The organism is Sessilibacter sp. MAH1 (genome assembly GCF_054658315.1).
The window spans coordinates 127,122-144,406 of the sequence record NZ_BAAGIC010000008.1 but is presented as its reverse complement, the minus strand read 5'-3'; the positions used below and the strand labels follow the sequence as shown (position 1 = coordinate 144,406).

15 protein-coding genes are annotated in these 17,285 nt (G+C 41.1%); 5 read left to right on the top strand and 10 right to left on the bottom strand.

Annotated elements, in window-relative coordinates:
• Positions 1-112 precede the first annotated feature (112 nt).
• Complete coding sequence (locus ACYQ28_RS10130) at positions 113-781, top strand: alpha/beta fold hydrolase (RefSeq protein ID WP_460049831.1); 669 nt, start codon at positions 113-115, stop codon at positions 779-781.
• Between the two features lie 215 nt (positions 782-996).
• Entirely contained in the window at positions 997-1,845 is an 849-nt protein-coding gene (locus ACYQ28_RS10125; protein ID WP_460049829.1) for a DUF2608 domain-containing protein, read from the top strand.
• An 88-nt stretch (positions 1,846-1,933) separates the two neighbouring features.
• Here the strand turns inward: ACYQ28_RS10125 and ACYQ28_RS10120 are convergent, their stop codons facing one another.
• The 7 genes from ACYQ28_RS10120 to ACYQ28_RS10090 all read right to left on the bottom strand — a co-directional run bounded on the left by ACYQ28_RS10120 (position 1,934) and on the right by ACYQ28_RS10090 (position 8,143).
• Positions 1,934-2,803, bottom strand: a complete 870-nt coding sequence (locus ACYQ28_RS10120; protein WP_460049827.1) for a glutaminyl-peptide cyclotransferase — start codon at positions 2,801-2,803, stop codon at positions 1,934-1,936.
• Positions 2,804-2,886: 83 nt separating this feature from the next.
• Complete coding sequence (locus tag ACYQ28_RS10115; protein ID WP_460049825.1) at positions 2,887-3,366, bottom strand: late competence development ComFB family protein; 480 nt, start codon at positions 3,364-3,366, stop codon at positions 2,887-2,889.
• 272 nt (positions 3,367-3,638) lie between these two features.
• The gene (mnmC, locus tag ACYQ28_RS10110) at positions 3,639-5,933 is read right to left on the bottom strand and encodes an FAD-dependent 5-carboxymethylaminomethyl-2-thiouridine(34) oxidoreductase MnmC (protein ID WP_460049823.1); all 2,295 of its coding nucleotides are present in this window, start codon (positions 5,931-5,933) and stop codon (positions 3,639-3,641) included.
• A gap of 293 nt (positions 5,934-6,226) precedes the next feature.
• Positions 6,227-6,751 carry a flavodoxin FldB gene (fldB, locus tag ACYQ28_RS10105; RefSeq protein WP_460049897.1) on the bottom strand — a complete coding sequence of 175 codons (525 nt, stop codon included), beginning with the start codon at positions 6,749-6,751 and terminating at the stop codon, positions 6,227-6,229.
• Between the two features lie 21 nt (positions 6,752-6,772).
• Complete coding sequence (locus ACYQ28_RS10100; protein WP_460049821.1) at positions 6,773-7,216, bottom strand: flavodoxin domain-containing protein; 444 nt, start codon at positions 7,214-7,216, stop codon at positions 6,773-6,775.
• A gap of 41 nt (positions 7,217-7,257) precedes the next feature.
• Complete coding sequence (gene trmL, locus ACYQ28_RS10095) at positions 7,258-7,722, bottom strand: tRNA (uridine(34)/cytosine(34)/5-carboxymethylaminomethyluridine(34)-2'-O)-methyltransferase TrmL (RefSeq protein ID WP_460049819.1); 465 nt, start codon at positions 7,720-7,722, stop codon at positions 7,258-7,260.
• Positions 7,723-7,804: 82 nt separating this feature from the next.
• A complete protein-coding gene (locus ACYQ28_RS10090; protein ID WP_460049817.1) occupies positions 7,805-8,143 on the bottom strand; it encodes a DUF1508 domain-containing protein in 339 nt (112 codons plus the stop codon).
• A gap of 364 nt (positions 8,144-8,507) precedes the next feature.
• Here ACYQ28_RS10090 and ACYQ28_RS10085 point away from each other — a divergent pair, with 364 nt between their 5' ends.
• The 3 genes from ACYQ28_RS10085 (at position 8,508) to ACYQ28_RS10075 (ending at position 11,474) form a co-directional block, all read left to right on the top strand.
• Positions 8,508-8,936, top strand: coding sequence for a hypothetical protein (locus tag ACYQ28_RS10085; protein ID WP_460049815.1), 429 nt, complete (start codon positions 8,508-8,510; stop codon positions 8,934-8,936).
• Positions 8,937-10,000: 1,064 nt separating this feature from the next.
• The gene (locus tag ACYQ28_RS10080) at positions 10,001-10,729 is read left to right on the top strand and encodes an alpha/beta fold hydrolase (RefSeq protein WP_460049813.1); all 729 of its coding nucleotides are present in this window, start codon (positions 10,001-10,003) and stop codon (positions 10,727-10,729) included.
• Positions 10,730-11,036: 307 nt separating this feature from the next.
• Positions 11,037-11,474 (top strand): hypothetical protein, encoded by a 438-nt coding sequence (locus ACYQ28_RS10075; RefSeq protein ID WP_460049811.1) that lies wholly within the window; start codon positions 11,037-11,039, stop codon positions 11,472-11,474.
• A 23-nt stretch (positions 11,475-11,497) separates the two neighbouring features.
• On the opposite strand, the gene ACYQ28_RS10070 is transcribed toward ACYQ28_RS10075, so the two are convergent.
• From ACYQ28_RS10070 to ACYQ28_RS10060, 3 genes are all read right to left on the bottom strand, one after another.
• A complete protein-coding gene (locus ACYQ28_RS10070) occupies positions 11,498-14,080 on the bottom strand; it encodes a protein kinase domain-containing protein (RefSeq protein WP_460049809.1) in 2,583 nt (860 codons plus the stop codon).
• Positions 14,062-15,084, bottom strand: a complete 1,023-nt coding sequence (locus ACYQ28_RS10065) for an FHA domain-containing protein (protein WP_460049807.1) — start codon at positions 15,082-15,084, stop codon at positions 14,062-14,064. The genes ACYQ28_RS10070 and ACYQ28_RS10065 overlap by 19 nt, the downstream gene beginning before the upstream one ends.
• A gap of 747 nt (positions 15,085-15,831) precedes the next feature.
• Positions 15,832-16,437, bottom strand: coding sequence for a hypothetical protein (locus ACYQ28_RS10060; protein ID WP_460049805.1), 606 nt, complete (start codon positions 16,435-16,437; stop codon positions 15,832-15,834).
• Positions 16,438-17,285: the final 848 nt, after the last annotated feature.

Below are 17,285 nucleotides of genomic sequence, written 5' to 3'. Positions count from 1 at the left end.
GTTAAAACATCATTAATAAAGCAGAGATAATTTTGAGAGTATGTTTGGTATCGTATACATCAATAGATTGGAGTTCTGGTCTCATTTGAGAGATTGTCGATAAGGTGAACCTGTGAATATTTTATTGCTACCGGGAATGGACGGTACTGGGAAGCTGTTTAAACCGTTTGTAGAGATGGCTCCTTCTGGGTTTGAAGTTCGTACGGTGACATTAATTCAGGAAATAGGAGTTTCTTTTCATGAACAAGCTCAGGTCATACAAGAGCAGATTAATGAGCCTTCTATCATAATTGCAGAATCGTATTCAGGTTCGATAGCCTTAGAGTTAATAAAATTGGTACCTGAGAAAATTCTTCATATATATTTTGTAGCGAGTTTTATAAGTTCACCGTCTAGGTTATCCAGATTTGGCTTTATTCTCCCAGAAAAACTTCTTTCGGCAATTAGTCCCAAAAACCCGATATTGTTAAAATACCTATTTGGTCGTTTTTTAAATTCCGAAATCAAAGAGATATTTACGCAAGCCATTGAGAGCGTTGACCCGGAGGTTTTAAAATTTCGGTTAACACAAATCTCAAAACTTAAAAGCGAAAATAGTCAATACTCAGTTCCAGCTACCTACTTAGTTGCAACGCAAGATAATCTGGTTGATCGTAAGGTTATAGATGTGTTCAAAAATTGTTTTCCACAACTTACTGTTGTGTCTATTGAGGGAACACATTTTTTATTGCAAACCAATCCCCAGTCTTGCTGGGAAGCTATTCAGAGTCATACTTTGTGAATCTATGTATTTAAAATTCTAATTAAATCTTAGATGAGTTAACCAGAAATGCCCAATGTTGGATATTCGGCTTGAGTTGCCGTAAGACTTGAATATAAAGTAATTATTCTTATGCTATGTTTGCAATATTTAATGTATTTGGATTTTTGATTCTTATCGATGAATTAACAAATACTGACTATTTTAACGTTTTAATAAATAATTAAGGAGTCGATATGAAAGCTATTTTTGTCGCTGCGTTAACAGCTACGTTGTTTGGTTGTTCTTCAGCGCCTGTCATTAATAATGTGACTTCTAATATAACTCATACAGATACATTTAATGCGATTTTGGATGTGCCCAGAAATGAGTCTACGCTTTTTGTATTTGATATAGATGATACTTTGTTAACCGCGCCGGTCTTTTATGGTAGCGACTACTGGTATAACTGGCTAAAAACCGTCGATAAAAACGATGCTAATTATGTGCAGTGTAAGTGGGAGATAATTCCTATTTTATACGAGTTAACCACTCAAACAGTTCCTGCCGATGCTGGTATTAGTCCGCTGGATGTTTTCAATTCCATTGCCGGTGATAAGCTGATATTAACGTCAAGAAGTCCCGATTATCGACCGGCAACCACGCGAGAGTTGCATTACAATCATTATCAATTACCAGAGCCTCTTTCTACCGAAACCGATAATTCTTATTTTTCATTGATTAAACCCGGTAATACACGAATCGCGCCTGCGAGTTATAAAGACGGAATATTAATGACCACAGGATTTGATAAAGGCTTGGCGTTGTATGAGTTACTGGAAGCATCTGATCTTGATTATCAAACCATCGTAATGATTGATGATGGTGAGGATAATATTCACAACGTAGCGCGCGAAGCGAAAAATCATCACGATAATTTTTATGGCTACATTTATACCGCGGTAAAAAAACCGTTGCCATTAAATGCAGATTCTGAAGAAGTAAAATCAGCAGCACAATCCCACAAGCTTTTGCTACAAACCTTAAAAACGGTTTATCCAGATCGATATAAAAGATTAGAGCAAGGTTGTGGTTACGATAAATAAAGATTTTTTTGTCGAATTTAAAATTGAACTAGAGTTTGTGTTTTTTATTTAGCTCTGATTAATTCAATAATGGGTTAGTCAGAGCTTTTTATTCATTAGAACTCTCTTCGGCAATTTGTGCGGCAATATATTGCTCTGGAATTTTAATTAAATATCTTTTTGGCCAATATTTTCCGGTTATCCAAAAGGCTTGATGTTGTTCGCTCCAAGCAATGCCATTGGCGACCTTGTCTGAGGTAAAAATACCTTTCCGGTGGGGTTTTGCTAGTTCTGTTAAATCTATAACGCCTAGAACATTTCCGGTAGTTGCATCAATAGCGATTAGTTCGTCGCTTAACCAGCGGTTCGCCCAAACAATTCCGTTGTGATATTCAAGCTCGTTTAGTAAATCCCAAGTGCGGTTGTAGCCCGTTACGGTTAGGATTTTCTCTACGCTAAAGTCGTCGGGATTAATAAATTGCAGTTGATCAGAGCCGTTACTCATTATGAGTTGTGTGTCGGTGTGTGTGAGTCCCCAGCCTTCACCTTGGTAGTGAAAGGTTTGTTTTTGCGACCAGTATTCGTCGTAGCGATAGGCGGTTTGGTTGCGCCAAGTAATAAGATAAAAGCTGTTGTTCCAGAAGGTTAATCCTTCGGCAAAAATATCGTCGGGCAGTTTTTGGCTGTAAAAACCTTCGCCATTTTCTTCTTTATAGCGTGCTAAAAGAGATTGTCCGTAACGACCGCTGGATTCGTAAATCCAGTCTTTCACGATCAAAAAGCCTTGTGTAAACAGCTTTGGGTTGTGGTTTTTCTCCTGTATTACCGAGTAGTCGATTTTGGGTACATCGTTTTCGGGTTTTGCCGAGACGCCTGTGCCCACCCAGAAACAGAGCATCAAGCCAAATACGACAGTTTTTAGCGATTGCAATGGAGTTCGGTGACTGAAGGATTGTGAGAATCTGAGTGGAGAGAACATGCAACAGGCCCGGTTAAATGAAGCGAGAATTTTAACGGGCCAAGAAAGCGAATAACAAGTTCAGAGTGACGAAATTGATGGTTCTATGGCGTGTTTTCGGAATTCGCATTAGCGTTGCTGGCTGTGTCGGAAGACTTATTGGTTTGATCTGTAATCTCAGCCAATGAAGGCGGTACGTCTGGGTTTAAGCTATTTGCAGTATTAACAAGTACCGGTTGTGCTTGTGATGCGTTGGTTGCTTGAGGTTTTACGGGTTCTTCTTCGGGTGGACGAGCACGCAAGCTGACGTAGGTTATGGCCTCGTGAACCGCTGTTTTCACCTTGTCTTGAATTTCTTTCTGTTCTTGCGGCGACAGAAAAAAGGTCATATCAACATCGTAGCGAATATATCTTGGTGGTAGATGGTTGAGACTTACGCAGGCAACGTCGGCAAGAAAGTCCGATTCTAATCGGGCTCTTTCGCTTTGATGTCGAATTTCATCAATGACCAGCTTTTCGTAGTAGTTGTGAATGCTGTCGAGCGCAGTGAGATGCGTATGACTGCTGGAATGCTGCAAAAGCATGAAAGATCCTCTTTAAGCAGTGGTAAGACCGGGCGCTATTATTGTTATAGGGCGAGAGCCTTACTGTCAGAAGCCTCTGAATTAACCTGTCTTTGATTGAGTATGAACACAGAAACAAACTAGGTGCCTGCCAGTCTGTGTACATTAAAATACTCGGTTTATTGGCGTTGCTAACAAGGCTGTTGTCGTTTCGCTTCACCAATAATATGACTGAAACTCAGGTTAGCTTAAGTGTAGCCACTGATTACAAGGCGTGCCTACTAATCCAACAATTAGGTCGGTGAGGTGTGTTTTCCGGTTGCTTGACGCTTGTTTCTGGCGATATCACGCACCAAAAATCGCGCTGGATGCAATGCTTTGGTCAGCTCCAGTCCAACGGGATTGGGCGTTGCGTTTATGTGCGCACACAGAAGGTCGGTGGCTAGTGGCAGGTACGCCAGCGCCCGCGAACCATACGCAAGGCTTGTGAATAAGCCTGGGTAGTAGCTGCCTGCTGTTGACACGACCTCACGAGCATTCTTGCTAAAGCGTGCGTAGTCTCGGTCAAACTGCTTGGCAATGGGTACCGGGCCAACGATCGGTAGGTAATCGGGGGTGCTGCAACGCAATGCCACGCGGCCAATGTAGCTGTGGTGTAAGCCCGCTTCTATGGTTTCTGTGAGTGGCTTGCAGATGCTGCGAATGTGCTCAATGTTTTCTTGATGATCCGAGGCTAAGACATCGAGGTTGGTACTTTTGGGATCAAAGGTTGCGCCCAAGCAATGATGGCCGCTGGCATCCGCCGGAGCGATATAGCCTTCTGAGCAGATTACGGTTTGTAAGTTATTACTCACTGAGTTTGACGGCACGAAGGTCACTTGCCCGCGCACCGATTTCAGCGGTAGATCTTGCGTTTGTTTGAAGCGTTTTGCGTCTACAGCATTGGCAATAATCACGTGGCTGAATTCACCCAAATGCGTTTTATTGCCATCGCGTAGCTGCCAGAGACCATCTTTGTATTTCAGTTTATCAACAGTGGTATTTAGCCGAATTGCCGGTTCCGACTGCTCCAGCAGGCGGCGACTCAACTGGAGTGGATTAATCCAGCCGCAGTTTGGAAACCACAGTCCGCCGTGTTCTAAATCGAGGCCGGCCAGTTGCGATGCTTGGGTTTGAGTTACGTGACTGAACAGTTGTTGGGCCGTACCGAAGCGTGACCAAGTCTGGTCGTGTAAAGTTTGCAGTTTTTCATCGAAACTGAGTTGCAAGACACCACAGCGATTGCCAATGTCGGTTTCTTTCCACAGTGGTTGATAAAATCGCTCCGCGGCCATTAATGCTAATAGATTAAAATCACCCAAGTGCCCAGTTTCTGGTGATAGTTTCGCAAACACCACACCCTGCGGATTACCCGAGGCTTTCTGACAGATATCGTCGGTGGCTTCAAACAGAGTTATAGCAAAACCTAATTTACTCAGATAATTCGCCGCAAAGCACCCCGATAAGCCGCCACCAATAATGGCCACAGTTTTAAGATGATGTTGGTGTTTGCGATATTTATCGTGATGGTGTGCTGGAACAAACCAAGGCGACTCGATGGGGTAGCGAAAGCGTGTGCGGTGTGAGCGTTGCTCTTTCTGAGTAATGTGCGGTTCAACTCTGCCTTTTTCAGCGTTACGTGTTTCTTCAGCGTCACGGGCCTCGGAAGAATCTGAGGCGTTGAGAGCGGTGGATGATTCCATGGGGGAGGCGGTTTCGCCAGTAAAGTATCCCCGTAACATTTCGCGTTTTTTACCAAAACCCGGAACCTTTTCAGTATTAAAGCCCGCGGATTTTAAGCCGCGTTTCACGATACCGGCGGCGGTAAAGGTTGCAAAGGTAGTGGCTCGGTTGGATTTGGTTGCAGTTTTTGACAGCGCAGCGATGTGCGCAAACAAAGTGTCCGTCCACATTTCTGGGTTTTTCGCGGGCGCAAAGCCATCGAGAAACCAAGCATCTACATGGCAGTTGTTTAGCGGCCCGCAAAACCAAGGGTGATTACTGGCGCGCATCTCGGCAAAGCCTGCACTGGCCTCGCCAATAATTAAGGTTAAGGTAATGCCGTTAAAATTTAGGCGGTGCACACCTTCCACTAATACTTGCGGATATTGAGCAAGCAGCTGCTGGCTTAGTGAGTGAAGGGCGGGCCAAAGCTCAAGGGATTTTTCCAAATCTGAGACTTGCAGAGGAAACCGTTCAACACTAATGAAATGCAGTTGGGTGTTTTCTGGTGAGTGATCGAGCCATGCTTGCCATGCACATAAAAAATTCAACCCGGTACCAAATCCGGTTTCGGCGATTACGAACTTATCGCCTGCATTTAAGCTGCGCCAACGTTCGAGTAGATGATTCTGCTCAAGAAAGACGTATTGGGTTTCGAGCATGCCATTGTCTTTTGAAAAATAAACATCGTCGAAAACGGTCGACAGCGGTTGGCCTTGCTCGTCCCAAGCAAGTTGGGCGTTTTTTAGGGTTGTTTCGGCTTCTTTCACAGAAAATCTTGGTTCGTCGTTATTGTTGTTTAGTCGTGCTACCTCAGTAGGCAACACATTATTCTCTAACAGTAGCTTTGGCTCTGCTTGAGTGACGAGCGAGAGTATACAACTTGGATATTTTGCATCGACTTTTCTGTTGCTAAATGTGAAGTGGCCTTCAAGAAGATCAAATAGCCATATATTGTTAGATTAGAGCTAATGGTCGAAAATCGAAAGATGTGTAGAGCGTGATTACCAGAAAGCTGCGGTTTGAACGGAGTGGTTTTAAGGTAATAATCCGAGAGGATAAGTGCTCAGCGTGAATGCTAAGCACAGAGCAAATACCAATTACAGAACAAATACAACTGCTAGGTAATTCCGAAGATAGGTTTTAGCGCATCGCACCACTGGGCGATACGAGCGTCGGTTTGCTCGAATTCGTTTTCTTCGTCTAGGGCTAAACCGACAAAATGCTTGCCGTCGGGTGTGAGCGCTTTAGATTCTTCAAACTCGTAACCTTCTACTGGCCAGTAGCCAACCAGGTTCGCACCCAAAGAGCTCAGCTTGGCGTGCAAGTAACCTAGGGCATCTAAAAACCATTCTGGGTAACCGACTTGATCGCCCAATCCAAACAGCGCTATGGTTTTACCCGAGAAATCGACGCTGTCGATCTCATCCCAGATTTCTTCCCAATCTTCTTGCAGCTCGCCGTAGTCCCAGGTTGGAATTCCCATGATGATGTTTGGGTAAAACAACGCATTGGCGATGGGTTCGTCACTGACGTTAAAAACATCAACGTTCGCTTCACCCAGATATTTGGCGATTTTCTCTGCCGCCATTTCGGTATAACACGTTGAGCTTCCGTAAAACAGCGCAATAGGTTTTGAAGGCATAGAATCAGACACGGTTACCACTTAAATATTTGTTGCCCATTGTTCCACCCAATCGCTGGCTAACGCGTTTAGATCTTCACCAGAGGTTGCGTCTAACACCAAAATCTCGCCGATTCGTGCGGCGCCAAGATCTTGCATGGCTTCTTCTAGATGTTGGCCGGCCTCACCAAAGGTTGGGTAGGAGCTATCGCCCAAGTTCACCAAACCGTAAGGACGGCCACCAATTCTTGGAAAATCGTTACGCAAGTGCAGATAAAACGGCAACAAATTAGGAGGAATATCACCGGCGCCGGTGTTGGATGAGCAAATCAACAAGACTTCTTGGTCGTTATCCAAATCAGGCTTTTTAAATTTGCCGTTGATGCGCACGCTGTGGCCTAAAGCTGTGAGTTTTTCAGCCATGGTTTTTGCAACACCTTGCGCGGTGCCCATTACGCTTCCTACTAATATTTGTATGTCCGCCATGTTCGCCTGCCTCCGTAAAAACGAGCGCGTAGTTTACGCGCTTATTGCGAGCCTGTGAAATTCAGTTGTCGCCAAGCTTCGTAAACAATTACGGCGGCAGCGTTAGAAAGGTTCATGCTGCGGCTATTGGGTAACATGGGAATGCGTAGCTTTTGGTTGGGTTCTAGTGAGTCTAAAACCTCGGGCGGAAGGCCACGGCTTTCTGGCCCAAAGACGAGATAATCGTCAGCGGTAAAGCTAACTTCGTGGTGGTATTTTTTGCCTTTGGTGGTGATGGCGTACAAATTTTGTGGTTTTGCCGCGTCTAAAAACGCCTGCCAACTCTTATGTACTACCAAGTCTTTCCATTCACCGTAATCCAAACCGGCGCGGCGCAATTTTTTATCGTCTAATTCAAAGCCTAAAGGCTCGATAAGCTGCAAGGTACAACCGGTGTTTGCACCTAAGCGAATAATGTTACCGGTATTGGGTGGGATTTCTGGCTCGAACAGTACGATATTTAACATGCGGTGACGTCTTTCAAAAAGCCGCAGTATAAGTCATTCGAGCCAGTAGATAAAAACCACAGTTAGTGGGGTTAAATGCGCATTAGGCTGCACTTAAATCCTGAACTGCGGCAATGCAAGCGCTGTCGCGAACGCTATGCAACACGTTGTTAAACATCATCTCATCGGCAAACAGTTGGCTTTTTACCAGCGGTTGTCCGGCTTTATTTTTAATAATGAAAAACTTCTCGCCCGCAGGGCCGCTGCCTACCGAAATCATCTCGCTCATCATTGAGCCGACACGTACGTCTTGAATGGCTTGTTCGGCGGTTGTCTTTTCCTCAAATTCGGCACTGATCAGCAGAACTTCACCGTTGCTGTTAAGTAATTCAAATTGATATCCAGAATCTTCGGTCGATTTCAATTCAAAAGTAGCTGCCATCGTTCGGTTCCTTTGCTTGGGTTAGATATCAGGATGGGTGGTCGAAATAGGGTAATACAACGCAATCAGTTCATGCCTATTTCTATCAGCAGTTTGGCAAACGCCATGCCATTGAAAATGAGTTGAGTGGGGTGAGTAATTTGACCAAAATCAAGAAAATTGTCGTCAATACAACACATTTTGCGTTCATCTGTCGCAAAGCTCGCAAGATAACTTGATGGTTGAATGTGCACTTACGAGTCTTTTTTTAAGTGTTTCTTGTGGTTGCTACGATAACTGGATTGCGATTGCAGCAAGCTTAAAGGTGTGGAATGTAATTTGCGCAATAACCGTTTTTTGATCATGGTTTTAATGAGGGCAAACAATGCAACCTATCTCCATTAGCATGAACATTCCCGATCGTAATCTTGAAAAAACTCCCATCGAACGCGCTATCACGGCATTAGCTGCGAGTGTTGCTACTCATCGACAAGATTTAACGGATTTAACGCAAGGCCCCTCGTTGGATATTACCTTCTGCTTGGCTTACAACGGCGATAAGCCCGAATTCGACGGTATGAGAATGGGCGGTTTTTCACCCGAAGGTAACACGCTGTATTTTGAGGCTGCTATTCCCGAAAGATTTAATCAATCCCATCAAGCAAGAGAATACGTTGCCGCGGTGATGGAAGATGTAATTACTAACGCCTACGATTATTTTAGTGACCAACAGGTAGAATTTGATGCTGGACTTTGGAAAAACACACTAACGCCGATTATGGCTAAAGCGAATAATATTGCACTGCCTTTGTAACGCTGTAGCTACGTGAGAATTTTGATTTAATTTTACGGTTAGTATGTTTTTTATGTTCAGAGAATTCTAAATAGATTGGAGTTCTCTGAATACGGTAGTTTCACTTCTAATTTATCTGCCCAGTTAATCACTAAAAACCTGTCTCGATTTTTAGATAATTACCAGTTTTTATTTTCGATAAATTGATTTTTAACGAAATTGAAATATGTGCGGTGCAACATTTTTACACCAATAATTCAGCAGTAAAAAAACTAAATTATTCCAAATAATGATTTCACAATTCATTTCTAATTGTTATGAATGTGTTTTGGCTAAATATTGTTGAATCACTTATGATTTGCTGAGTAAGCGACAAAGTTTTTATTGTTTCATTTGTGGTGGTGCTGGGTTTTAATTTTTTATGTTCGGGTTTTTTGCTTAAAGTATTAGTAAAAAATTAATGCCTATGCACGGTGCAGTCAGAAATTGTCTAGTTATCTGATAATATTTGACAGCTATACCTAAATTTTGGTGGAGCGATCAAAAAGAGTCACTTACGATACGTGCGCCTTCAATTTAAATAGAAGGTTTTAATACTGAGCGCAACTATAGGAACCTCTGGTTAACTCATCCGTGATTTAATCGGAGGGCAGAAATTGAGAGTGCGATTTCCAATTTCTTGACAATTTCAATTACATACCGTTCTTGAAATTGGCGATACATCCTTGTGTCGCGGGAAACTCTGGGTTAATCAGAGTTTTCTATAATAATTCATCTTATAAAAAGAGAGTATTTAGCTTTGAGGATAACTCTAAAAAACCTCAACGTTTAAATGTAATCAAAAAAGATTTTCTACTTTTTTAGCAAGCTTTGATTGATGCTTTAGAGATTAAGGTTCGTAGTCGGTTTGTCTTTTCTATTTAATGAAAAAATTTAACCAGGAAATAATAAAAATTAATTGTAGTACTAATGTAGCATTCGATGGCATTTATTTACTGCATGTTTATGCTTGAATAAATTCGCTTCAGAGATGAATCCTATAGAGCATTCAGAACAATAATAATTCACTGAATGGAAATACCCTTATGTCTAATTACTTAAAAGGTTCGCGTTTTTCTGCTTTTTTCATAAAACTGATTATCTTAATTTCGGCTACGTTAGGCGTATCGGCGGCCAGCATTGCGGCGTGCATTGATAACGTCGTACTAGTACACGGTAATACCGGTGATCCTAATGACTGGGATGCAACCTACGATGAACTGCTTCGACAAGGATGGACAACAAACCAAATTTATCGACCTAATTGGGGTTCTAAAAGTTGTGCTGCCTGTAACGATCATAGTGGCTCTGAAGAAACGCCAGTGCGAAATGCTATAAGTAGTGCCCTAGCCAATTCTTGTACCGGTAAGATCGATGTTATTGGCCACTCCATGGGGGTGACATTAGCAGCGCAACAAATTATAAAATTAGGTCAAGCAAATAACGTTAACACCTTTGTGGGCATTGCTGGAGCTTATCGCGGCTTACTGACTTGCGGCGTTTATCCCTTCAATGTTTCGAGCACTACCTGCGCCAGTCAAGGTCTTTCCGTTGGTAGCCCATTTTTAGACAGCATTTTTGGCAAAAAAATAGGTAATCGCGTATTTTCAATGAAAAGCTGGGTCGATCAAATTGTTTGTGGGTCAGGCTCGTGCTTAGTTTACGGCGTGCACTCAAGCCAAATCGCCAACGAAAATGCCAGCTATACCTACAACTTGGGACACTTCGGTTTACAACTCTACACAGCGCCAGATCAGGTTGCTTTAATTCGTTAATTTTTCGTTGTGATAGGAAACTCTGGTTTATTCGGAGTTTCCTATCAATTAATTAATGAAAATACGCGTTTCCTAGCAAAACAAGGCTTTTGTTGAGTAAGAGAATCTAGGAACCTTTGAGGCACTTAAAAAATTGTACAAATAGCGACGATGATTAATATCCAGAAATAGCCATGATTGACAATGGTTTTAGAGAAGTCATGTTTTCAACAGTGCTAAAATATTGTAATTAGATGTAATACTTCCGTCGAATTTATTCTAGTATACTCATGGTTATTATTGTAATTATATGAAAGAGGGATATTGGATGAGTGACGGTTCTAATTCTACAATGTGCGAAATAAATCAGGGTGGTGAAACGCCAGATTGTATGATGGCTGATGATAGTGTTACTCCTCATGTTTGGAAGGATATGACTACATCGGACACGTTTGACTACATAAATTGCTTAATGAGCAATAATGCTAGTGAAACCGCCGGTTATCCTTATACCTATACAATACAGTTAGAATCAAATACCTATACAAGCTTTTCTACAACTCCAATTGATCCAAATACTGTCACTGTTTCTGATAATAAATCTTCAGGCTATATAACATCGTTAGTTGTAACGGTTAAAAAAATGCCGCCATCGACAGTTACAATAAATGAGCAACCATATTTTTCTTTTGGTGTTACCTTAAATACATCAGGTGGGAAAAAACACGACCCAGCTATATCAATTGGTCCTATCATTCCTAACTAGAGGAAGATGGCATTTGCGATAATTTAAATAGTATTGCAAATGCTCTCTATTTTATTCGTATTTATGGTGTTTTTAGATGTTATTTCACAGATCTCATTTAGCCATGGAATACTCAACCATACGCTACTCACACCATGCTCTAGGGCTTGTCTTACGCTGGAATATGATGAATGTTTCTCTCCAGCTAAAGCATAAACAATGGCTGCGATATAAAATGTATTGCCACTGTTCGGCAGTTCGCGTTCTATTTTTTTAACTATCTCGATGGCTTCTGTAAACCTATTTAAATGCGCTAATGCTTGTGCTCGATTGTGAAGTTTTAGTAAGTCCGTAGTGTTTTCCGTTAGATCAATGATTTTTTGATAATTTCTTATAGAGCCCTCTAGGTTACCTGAAGCTTTTTGAGCATCGGCTAGATTAAGTATAAAGTTTGTTTGTAGGGTATTGTCTTCAACAACTTTTTCAAATTCTATAATAGCAGTTTCATAGTCACCTTTAAAAAATAATGCTAGGCCTAGGTTGTTTCTGCTTTGGGCGTCATCACTGGTTAAAGTTAGCTTTTTATATCTATCAATAGCTTTTTCGAGCCTGCCTTCCGAAAGTAACCAAGCAGCCTCTAATTTTCTAGCTGGAAAATGATTTTCATCTATATTGAAGATTTTTGTTAAAACTATTTCAAGATTTTTGTAATCTGAACTCCAGTAGTACGCAATGGCTAGATTGTACATGTTTTTTGTTGATGGATTTAAATTTAATAATTTATCAAGATATAAGTTGGCTTTGTCCGATTCGCCTGTGTAAAGATAGTAAGTTCCAAGAGCTTTTATTGTGTTTAAGGTTTCTCCTGAATTGTGTAAATTATTGTCTATTAGTTTTTTTGCTTGATCAGGATTTTCTGAGTTAATTAAGTAGTGAAACTCGTGTAAAAATATCTGTTGGTGATTAACAATATTTTGTTTTTCTAGCTGTATGGTATTTGCAAGCATTTCTAGATATTTTTGTTCTTGTTTCTGAATATATAGTTCGTTTTGTATATTGAATAATAGGCGGTAGATTCCAGGGAAAGAAGGTTCGGAGAGTTGTAGTTTTTTTACATTTTCTAACAGGTTGGGTTCATTTACACCTTTTTGAGTGTTTATTTGGTGGAGCTTAATGTACTTTTTGTATCCCTCTTCACTGATAGTAAAGTTTGGCTTTTTACTGAATTTTTTGTTATATGAGTTGAATATTAACTTAGCTATAGTTGGTAATATGTCTAACTGTTCATCGCGCAAGAAACGTTGACTATTAGAACTTTTTGTTTTTAATTCACTTGCGTCAATTTTGGATATAGTTAGATCACATGTTGACTCTGAACAGGTCAGTTTTGGATAAAGTATATCTTGAGCAGCGGAACGCTTGGCAAAATCTTTTAAACTAACATCTTCTTTTAGAGATGGGTCTATTTCGAGTAATGCTATGCTTGAGCTGGACAAAAGATATTCGTCAATGCCTTGTAATATACTTGAATGTAACAATTCATCATCATTTGAGTTTTCCGGATTTGGCCACAAATCTGGTGCGTAAACAGCAACAAGTGTTTGTGGTTGATTTTTATTGTTTTGTATATAAAAAATAGAGCCGGCAGCCACAATTAAAGTAATTGCTATAAACGTTGCCAGTTGCCATCTACGTTTAGAACTTTTGCGAACAGGTTCTAGCGGCTGTGTGTCTGATAGGTCGAGTGTGTGTGGACTGACTTTTTCAGACAGTATGGAGTTTAGGTAGGTTTCTATCCAAACGCTGCTCAGCGGTCTTTTCTTTTTGTCTTTCTCTAATGTTTGCAGAATTAAATTATTAATTCTTGGGTCTAGGTTGGGCTCAAAGTGAACGGGTTCTATGGGTCTTTCGTTCAGTAAGGCTTCTATGGTCTCTTTTTTAGAAGGATTTTTTCGTATATCAATAAATGGGTGGCGGCTGCATATCAGTGTGTAGGCGACGCAGCCAAATGAAAATAAATCGCTGCTAAAGTCAACGTCATGTTCTAGAATTTCTTCGGGTGAAACCCAGTAAATAGAACCAAATAGAGACGTCTTTTTTAAATCATTGTCTGAAAGGTTTTTGTGAGCGGAAAACAATTTTGACGAAATGCCAAAGTCACTCAATTTAACGATATTGTTATCGGATATTAAAATATTCTCCGGTTTTAAATCGCGATGAATAATTCCATTTTGATGAGCACAGGCGAGAGCCCCCGCTATCTGCTTAAGCCAGCGTAATTTAGTTGTTAAAGACGTATTTTGCTCAGTAATTTTAGAGCTTAGGTTTTCGCCATTAACGTATTCCATAACAATTGCAGGTGCTTGCTCGCCTTCAATGGTGTCATAGATTTGAATAATATTGGGATGATTAAATGCAGCCTGAGTTCGGGCTTCGTTCAGCAGAAACTCTTGTGATTTATCATCGGCCACATTGCCTTGCAGCTGTTTTATGGCGACTAGCCGATTTAAGCGTAGATCTTTTGCTAAATAAACAACACCCATGCCGCCTCTACCGAGTTCTTTAATGATCTCGTAGTTTTGGTAGTTGGGCTTAATTTCTGATCGATTTAAACTGATCGAGTCCATGATTCGGTAGCGGTTTCCATGGCTGATTCAGCCGTATTGGTTGCTGATGATTTTTTTTGAGGGGTAGATTTATTGATAATAATATTATCGACGCTTAAACGTATTTTGCCCCGTTTTCTCTCAATAATGGTGCTGGAATCCAGCGAGTGGTTGCTGGCCTCTGAAATTTGTTTGCGAGCGCGAAATATCAAAATGTTAATGTGACTTTCTTCCAGCCCAACTTCCTGCGAAATTACCGTTTTACGGCACCAGCCTTGCTCTTGGACAACGTAGTTTTCGGCCACGTGCTTAAGCTTTTCACGAGCAAGATAAAGCAGTATTTCATGGTGGCTGCGTTCGCCAAGATCAAATTGTTGTTGGCCGTCGTTAATGACTAACGTGATGTTTTCTTCATCTTGGCTAACATCAAAAGTAAGTGTTAGCTGCGGAGCTTCTGTAGGCGGCTCAAAGCCGAGTTTTTGCGTTGCTTGTAAGGTTCCGCACAAAAACAGTTGGTGCATTTCTCCATCGACGCTGAACGTGCTGTTATGATGCAGATATTCCGTTTGGTGAGTGTCGTCGGCATGAATTTTTTCAAGGGTCCAAGCTTGTTGAGAGTTGTCAAAATACAGAGCGTAGCTTGGATCTGCTTCTGAAGGCAGCAGGTTGTAGTTTTCTAGAATTAAAGATCTTTCTGGTGCGTTAGTAACCAATATCTTATTTGCTGGTGCACTATCGTCAACAAGCTGCCAGAGGTCATCTTGTATGCCAGCGAAGTAGAAGGTGTCTGAGCTTTGTATTTTTTCGGGTCGGCCCGTATCTAACTTGTTGCCGTTTAGCCAAGTGCCATTCATGCTCAGGTCTTTGATGCGCCAAGAGCTATCGAGATATTCTAGACTCGCGTGAATTTTTGAGACTTCTTTGCCGGCAATAGGCGTGTCGGCAATGTCCGCGCGTCTGCCCAAGGTGTGATGAGAGCGAAGCTCAAACTCCCGGCCGCTGAGTAGGTGTTTAATTCGCGCCATTTACTCAAATCCCTAGGTGAACAGAAAGCTATCTTACAGTGATTTTGCCGTCAAAGCGTTACGGTTTTGGCCGTAGCGATTATAACCGCCCAAAGATTGCGAGCGGCTAAGTTCGTGCCTTCAGCGCTGTACATCACAAAAAGAAGAACCAAAATTGCCTTTGTTTTTTCAAACGAAGACGATTGTTTAAGATCCATTATCAGCAAGCAAAACGCCAGTTTGTTTGGGTAGTATGGTGCACCGTCGTGCGAAAGTGCTGATTCGTTCTTTATGCGATGGACAAAAACTCATTAATATGAATTTTTTTATCACCTTTTGTTTAGTATTTCTTTGATTTTTATATTCCTATGCTAACACCCTAGAGCACAATTAGGAATCTGGAAACTATTTGGAAAAAAGCCTTATTTTTTTAATGCAATCTGATAATTGTGTCAGGTTTTGTTCGCTCTCATTCATCTGTGTCTAAATTACCTTTACCGTTTTCGTTCGAGTGTATCTTTAATAGGGTTTTTATAAGCGATATTGTTCTCATTTAAAACGGATACGAGCTTTGTTCAGAGTTTTTCTGCGGGTATTGAGCAGGCGTTTGTGCGACGGCTTTTGGGGATGGTGTTTTGTTCGGAAAAGTATTGGCGTGATTTTACGGACGATAATTGACTTTTGGGTAATTAAAGGTAGATATCATTGGGCGTTGTTGTAGAGGCCTCTGATCAATTCAAAGATGAATAAATCAGAGGCTTTAATGGGTTAATTTTCTACCCAATTAAAGTGATCGGTGGCTTTTAGGCATTGGTCGGTGTTGAAGGCGTTTGCGGCATCTGCAATAAAGATTTGCAGAGCTTCAGATGCGGGGTAGCTTAAGTATTGAGAGCAATAGGCACTTTGACCGGGACCGACAACAATCTTTTGCTGTGCTTTTAGTGGACAGGATACGAGGCGATCCAGTGGCGACCATTGAAAGCAAATTTCATATTGTTCTCGATATTCAGAGGTGCTGCCTTCTGGTTTGAAGAAAGCCCACCATTGGCCGAATTCACTATTCGGATTGGTGCTGTTCCAAGCTCTAAAAAAGTCTGCCGGTAATTCTTGTGTGCTTTCGTATACTTGGCCTTTGCATAAACCTCCTTTACCCGCTTCTCCCAGTGCTTTATCCAGTAACTCTTGGTCATCGACCGCTTTAAAGTACTGCGCGAATTGAGCGGGGATTTCCGTGCTGCCCGGACAGCTTTCGCTGACAGACGCCACGTTATCTGTCTCTTTCGTTTGCGTGTTTTTGGTTGCTGACAGGTCGGTGAAGGTTTCGCATCCAGAAACAATGACCGTTAAAAGTGTTGTGAGCAGAATTTTGTTCATGTTCAGTCCAGTTGTTAACAAGAAAAGAGCGAGTGTTATTTTTATATCTCACGCTTTGAACTGGTATTTCTGGCAAGTTTTACGAATATTTTTTTACAATTTTCATTTTTTGGAATTTCTGTAATTTACAGAAATGTTTTTACTATGTTTTGTTTTAAGGCTGCAGTTTTTTTGCGGGCATAATTTAATCGGTAGTTCTTAAATACCGTGCTGTTGTATTCGTACATGTTTTTTAAAAGTATAAATGCTTTAGCGCACGAATTTGGGCGGCGTAATCTTTGTTGATCGCCATAAAATAAGTTGGTGATCAGGGAGTTCTTAGGAATCTCCGATTAACTCCGTCATGATTTAATCACTGAGTGTAAATTGACGATTCCATGTTCAGACCCTTCACAACTATCATCGCTTAATGCTCTGGAAATACTTTATTGCTGAAAGCTCTGAGTTAATCAGAGTTTTCTATCATGATTAAAAGCCGTTGTCGAGATTGATACAACATGCTGGATTAAACATTTTTTGTATGATGGAGGATTTTTTGAGACCTATTATTTAAAAGCTTTTTGTCAGCTGTTTTGATTTTTAAATTATTAGCGAGATTGCTGACACTTCTGATTAACCGGTAAAAAATTAAATAAGATCTTTGGTGATTAAAAAATGCTGACAGAGCTATAAGTTTTAGTTGAGATACCTCTGATCAACGCCTCTTTAATTTAACCAGAGGCTGTAATCAGAAGTGGATGTTGCAAGTGTAATTACCAATTTATTTGCTATTTCGACTGTTTGTTTTCGGTTTTATATCTTCAACTATTCATCGTTAACGAAGATTGCAACACGTCCGAGATAGGCAG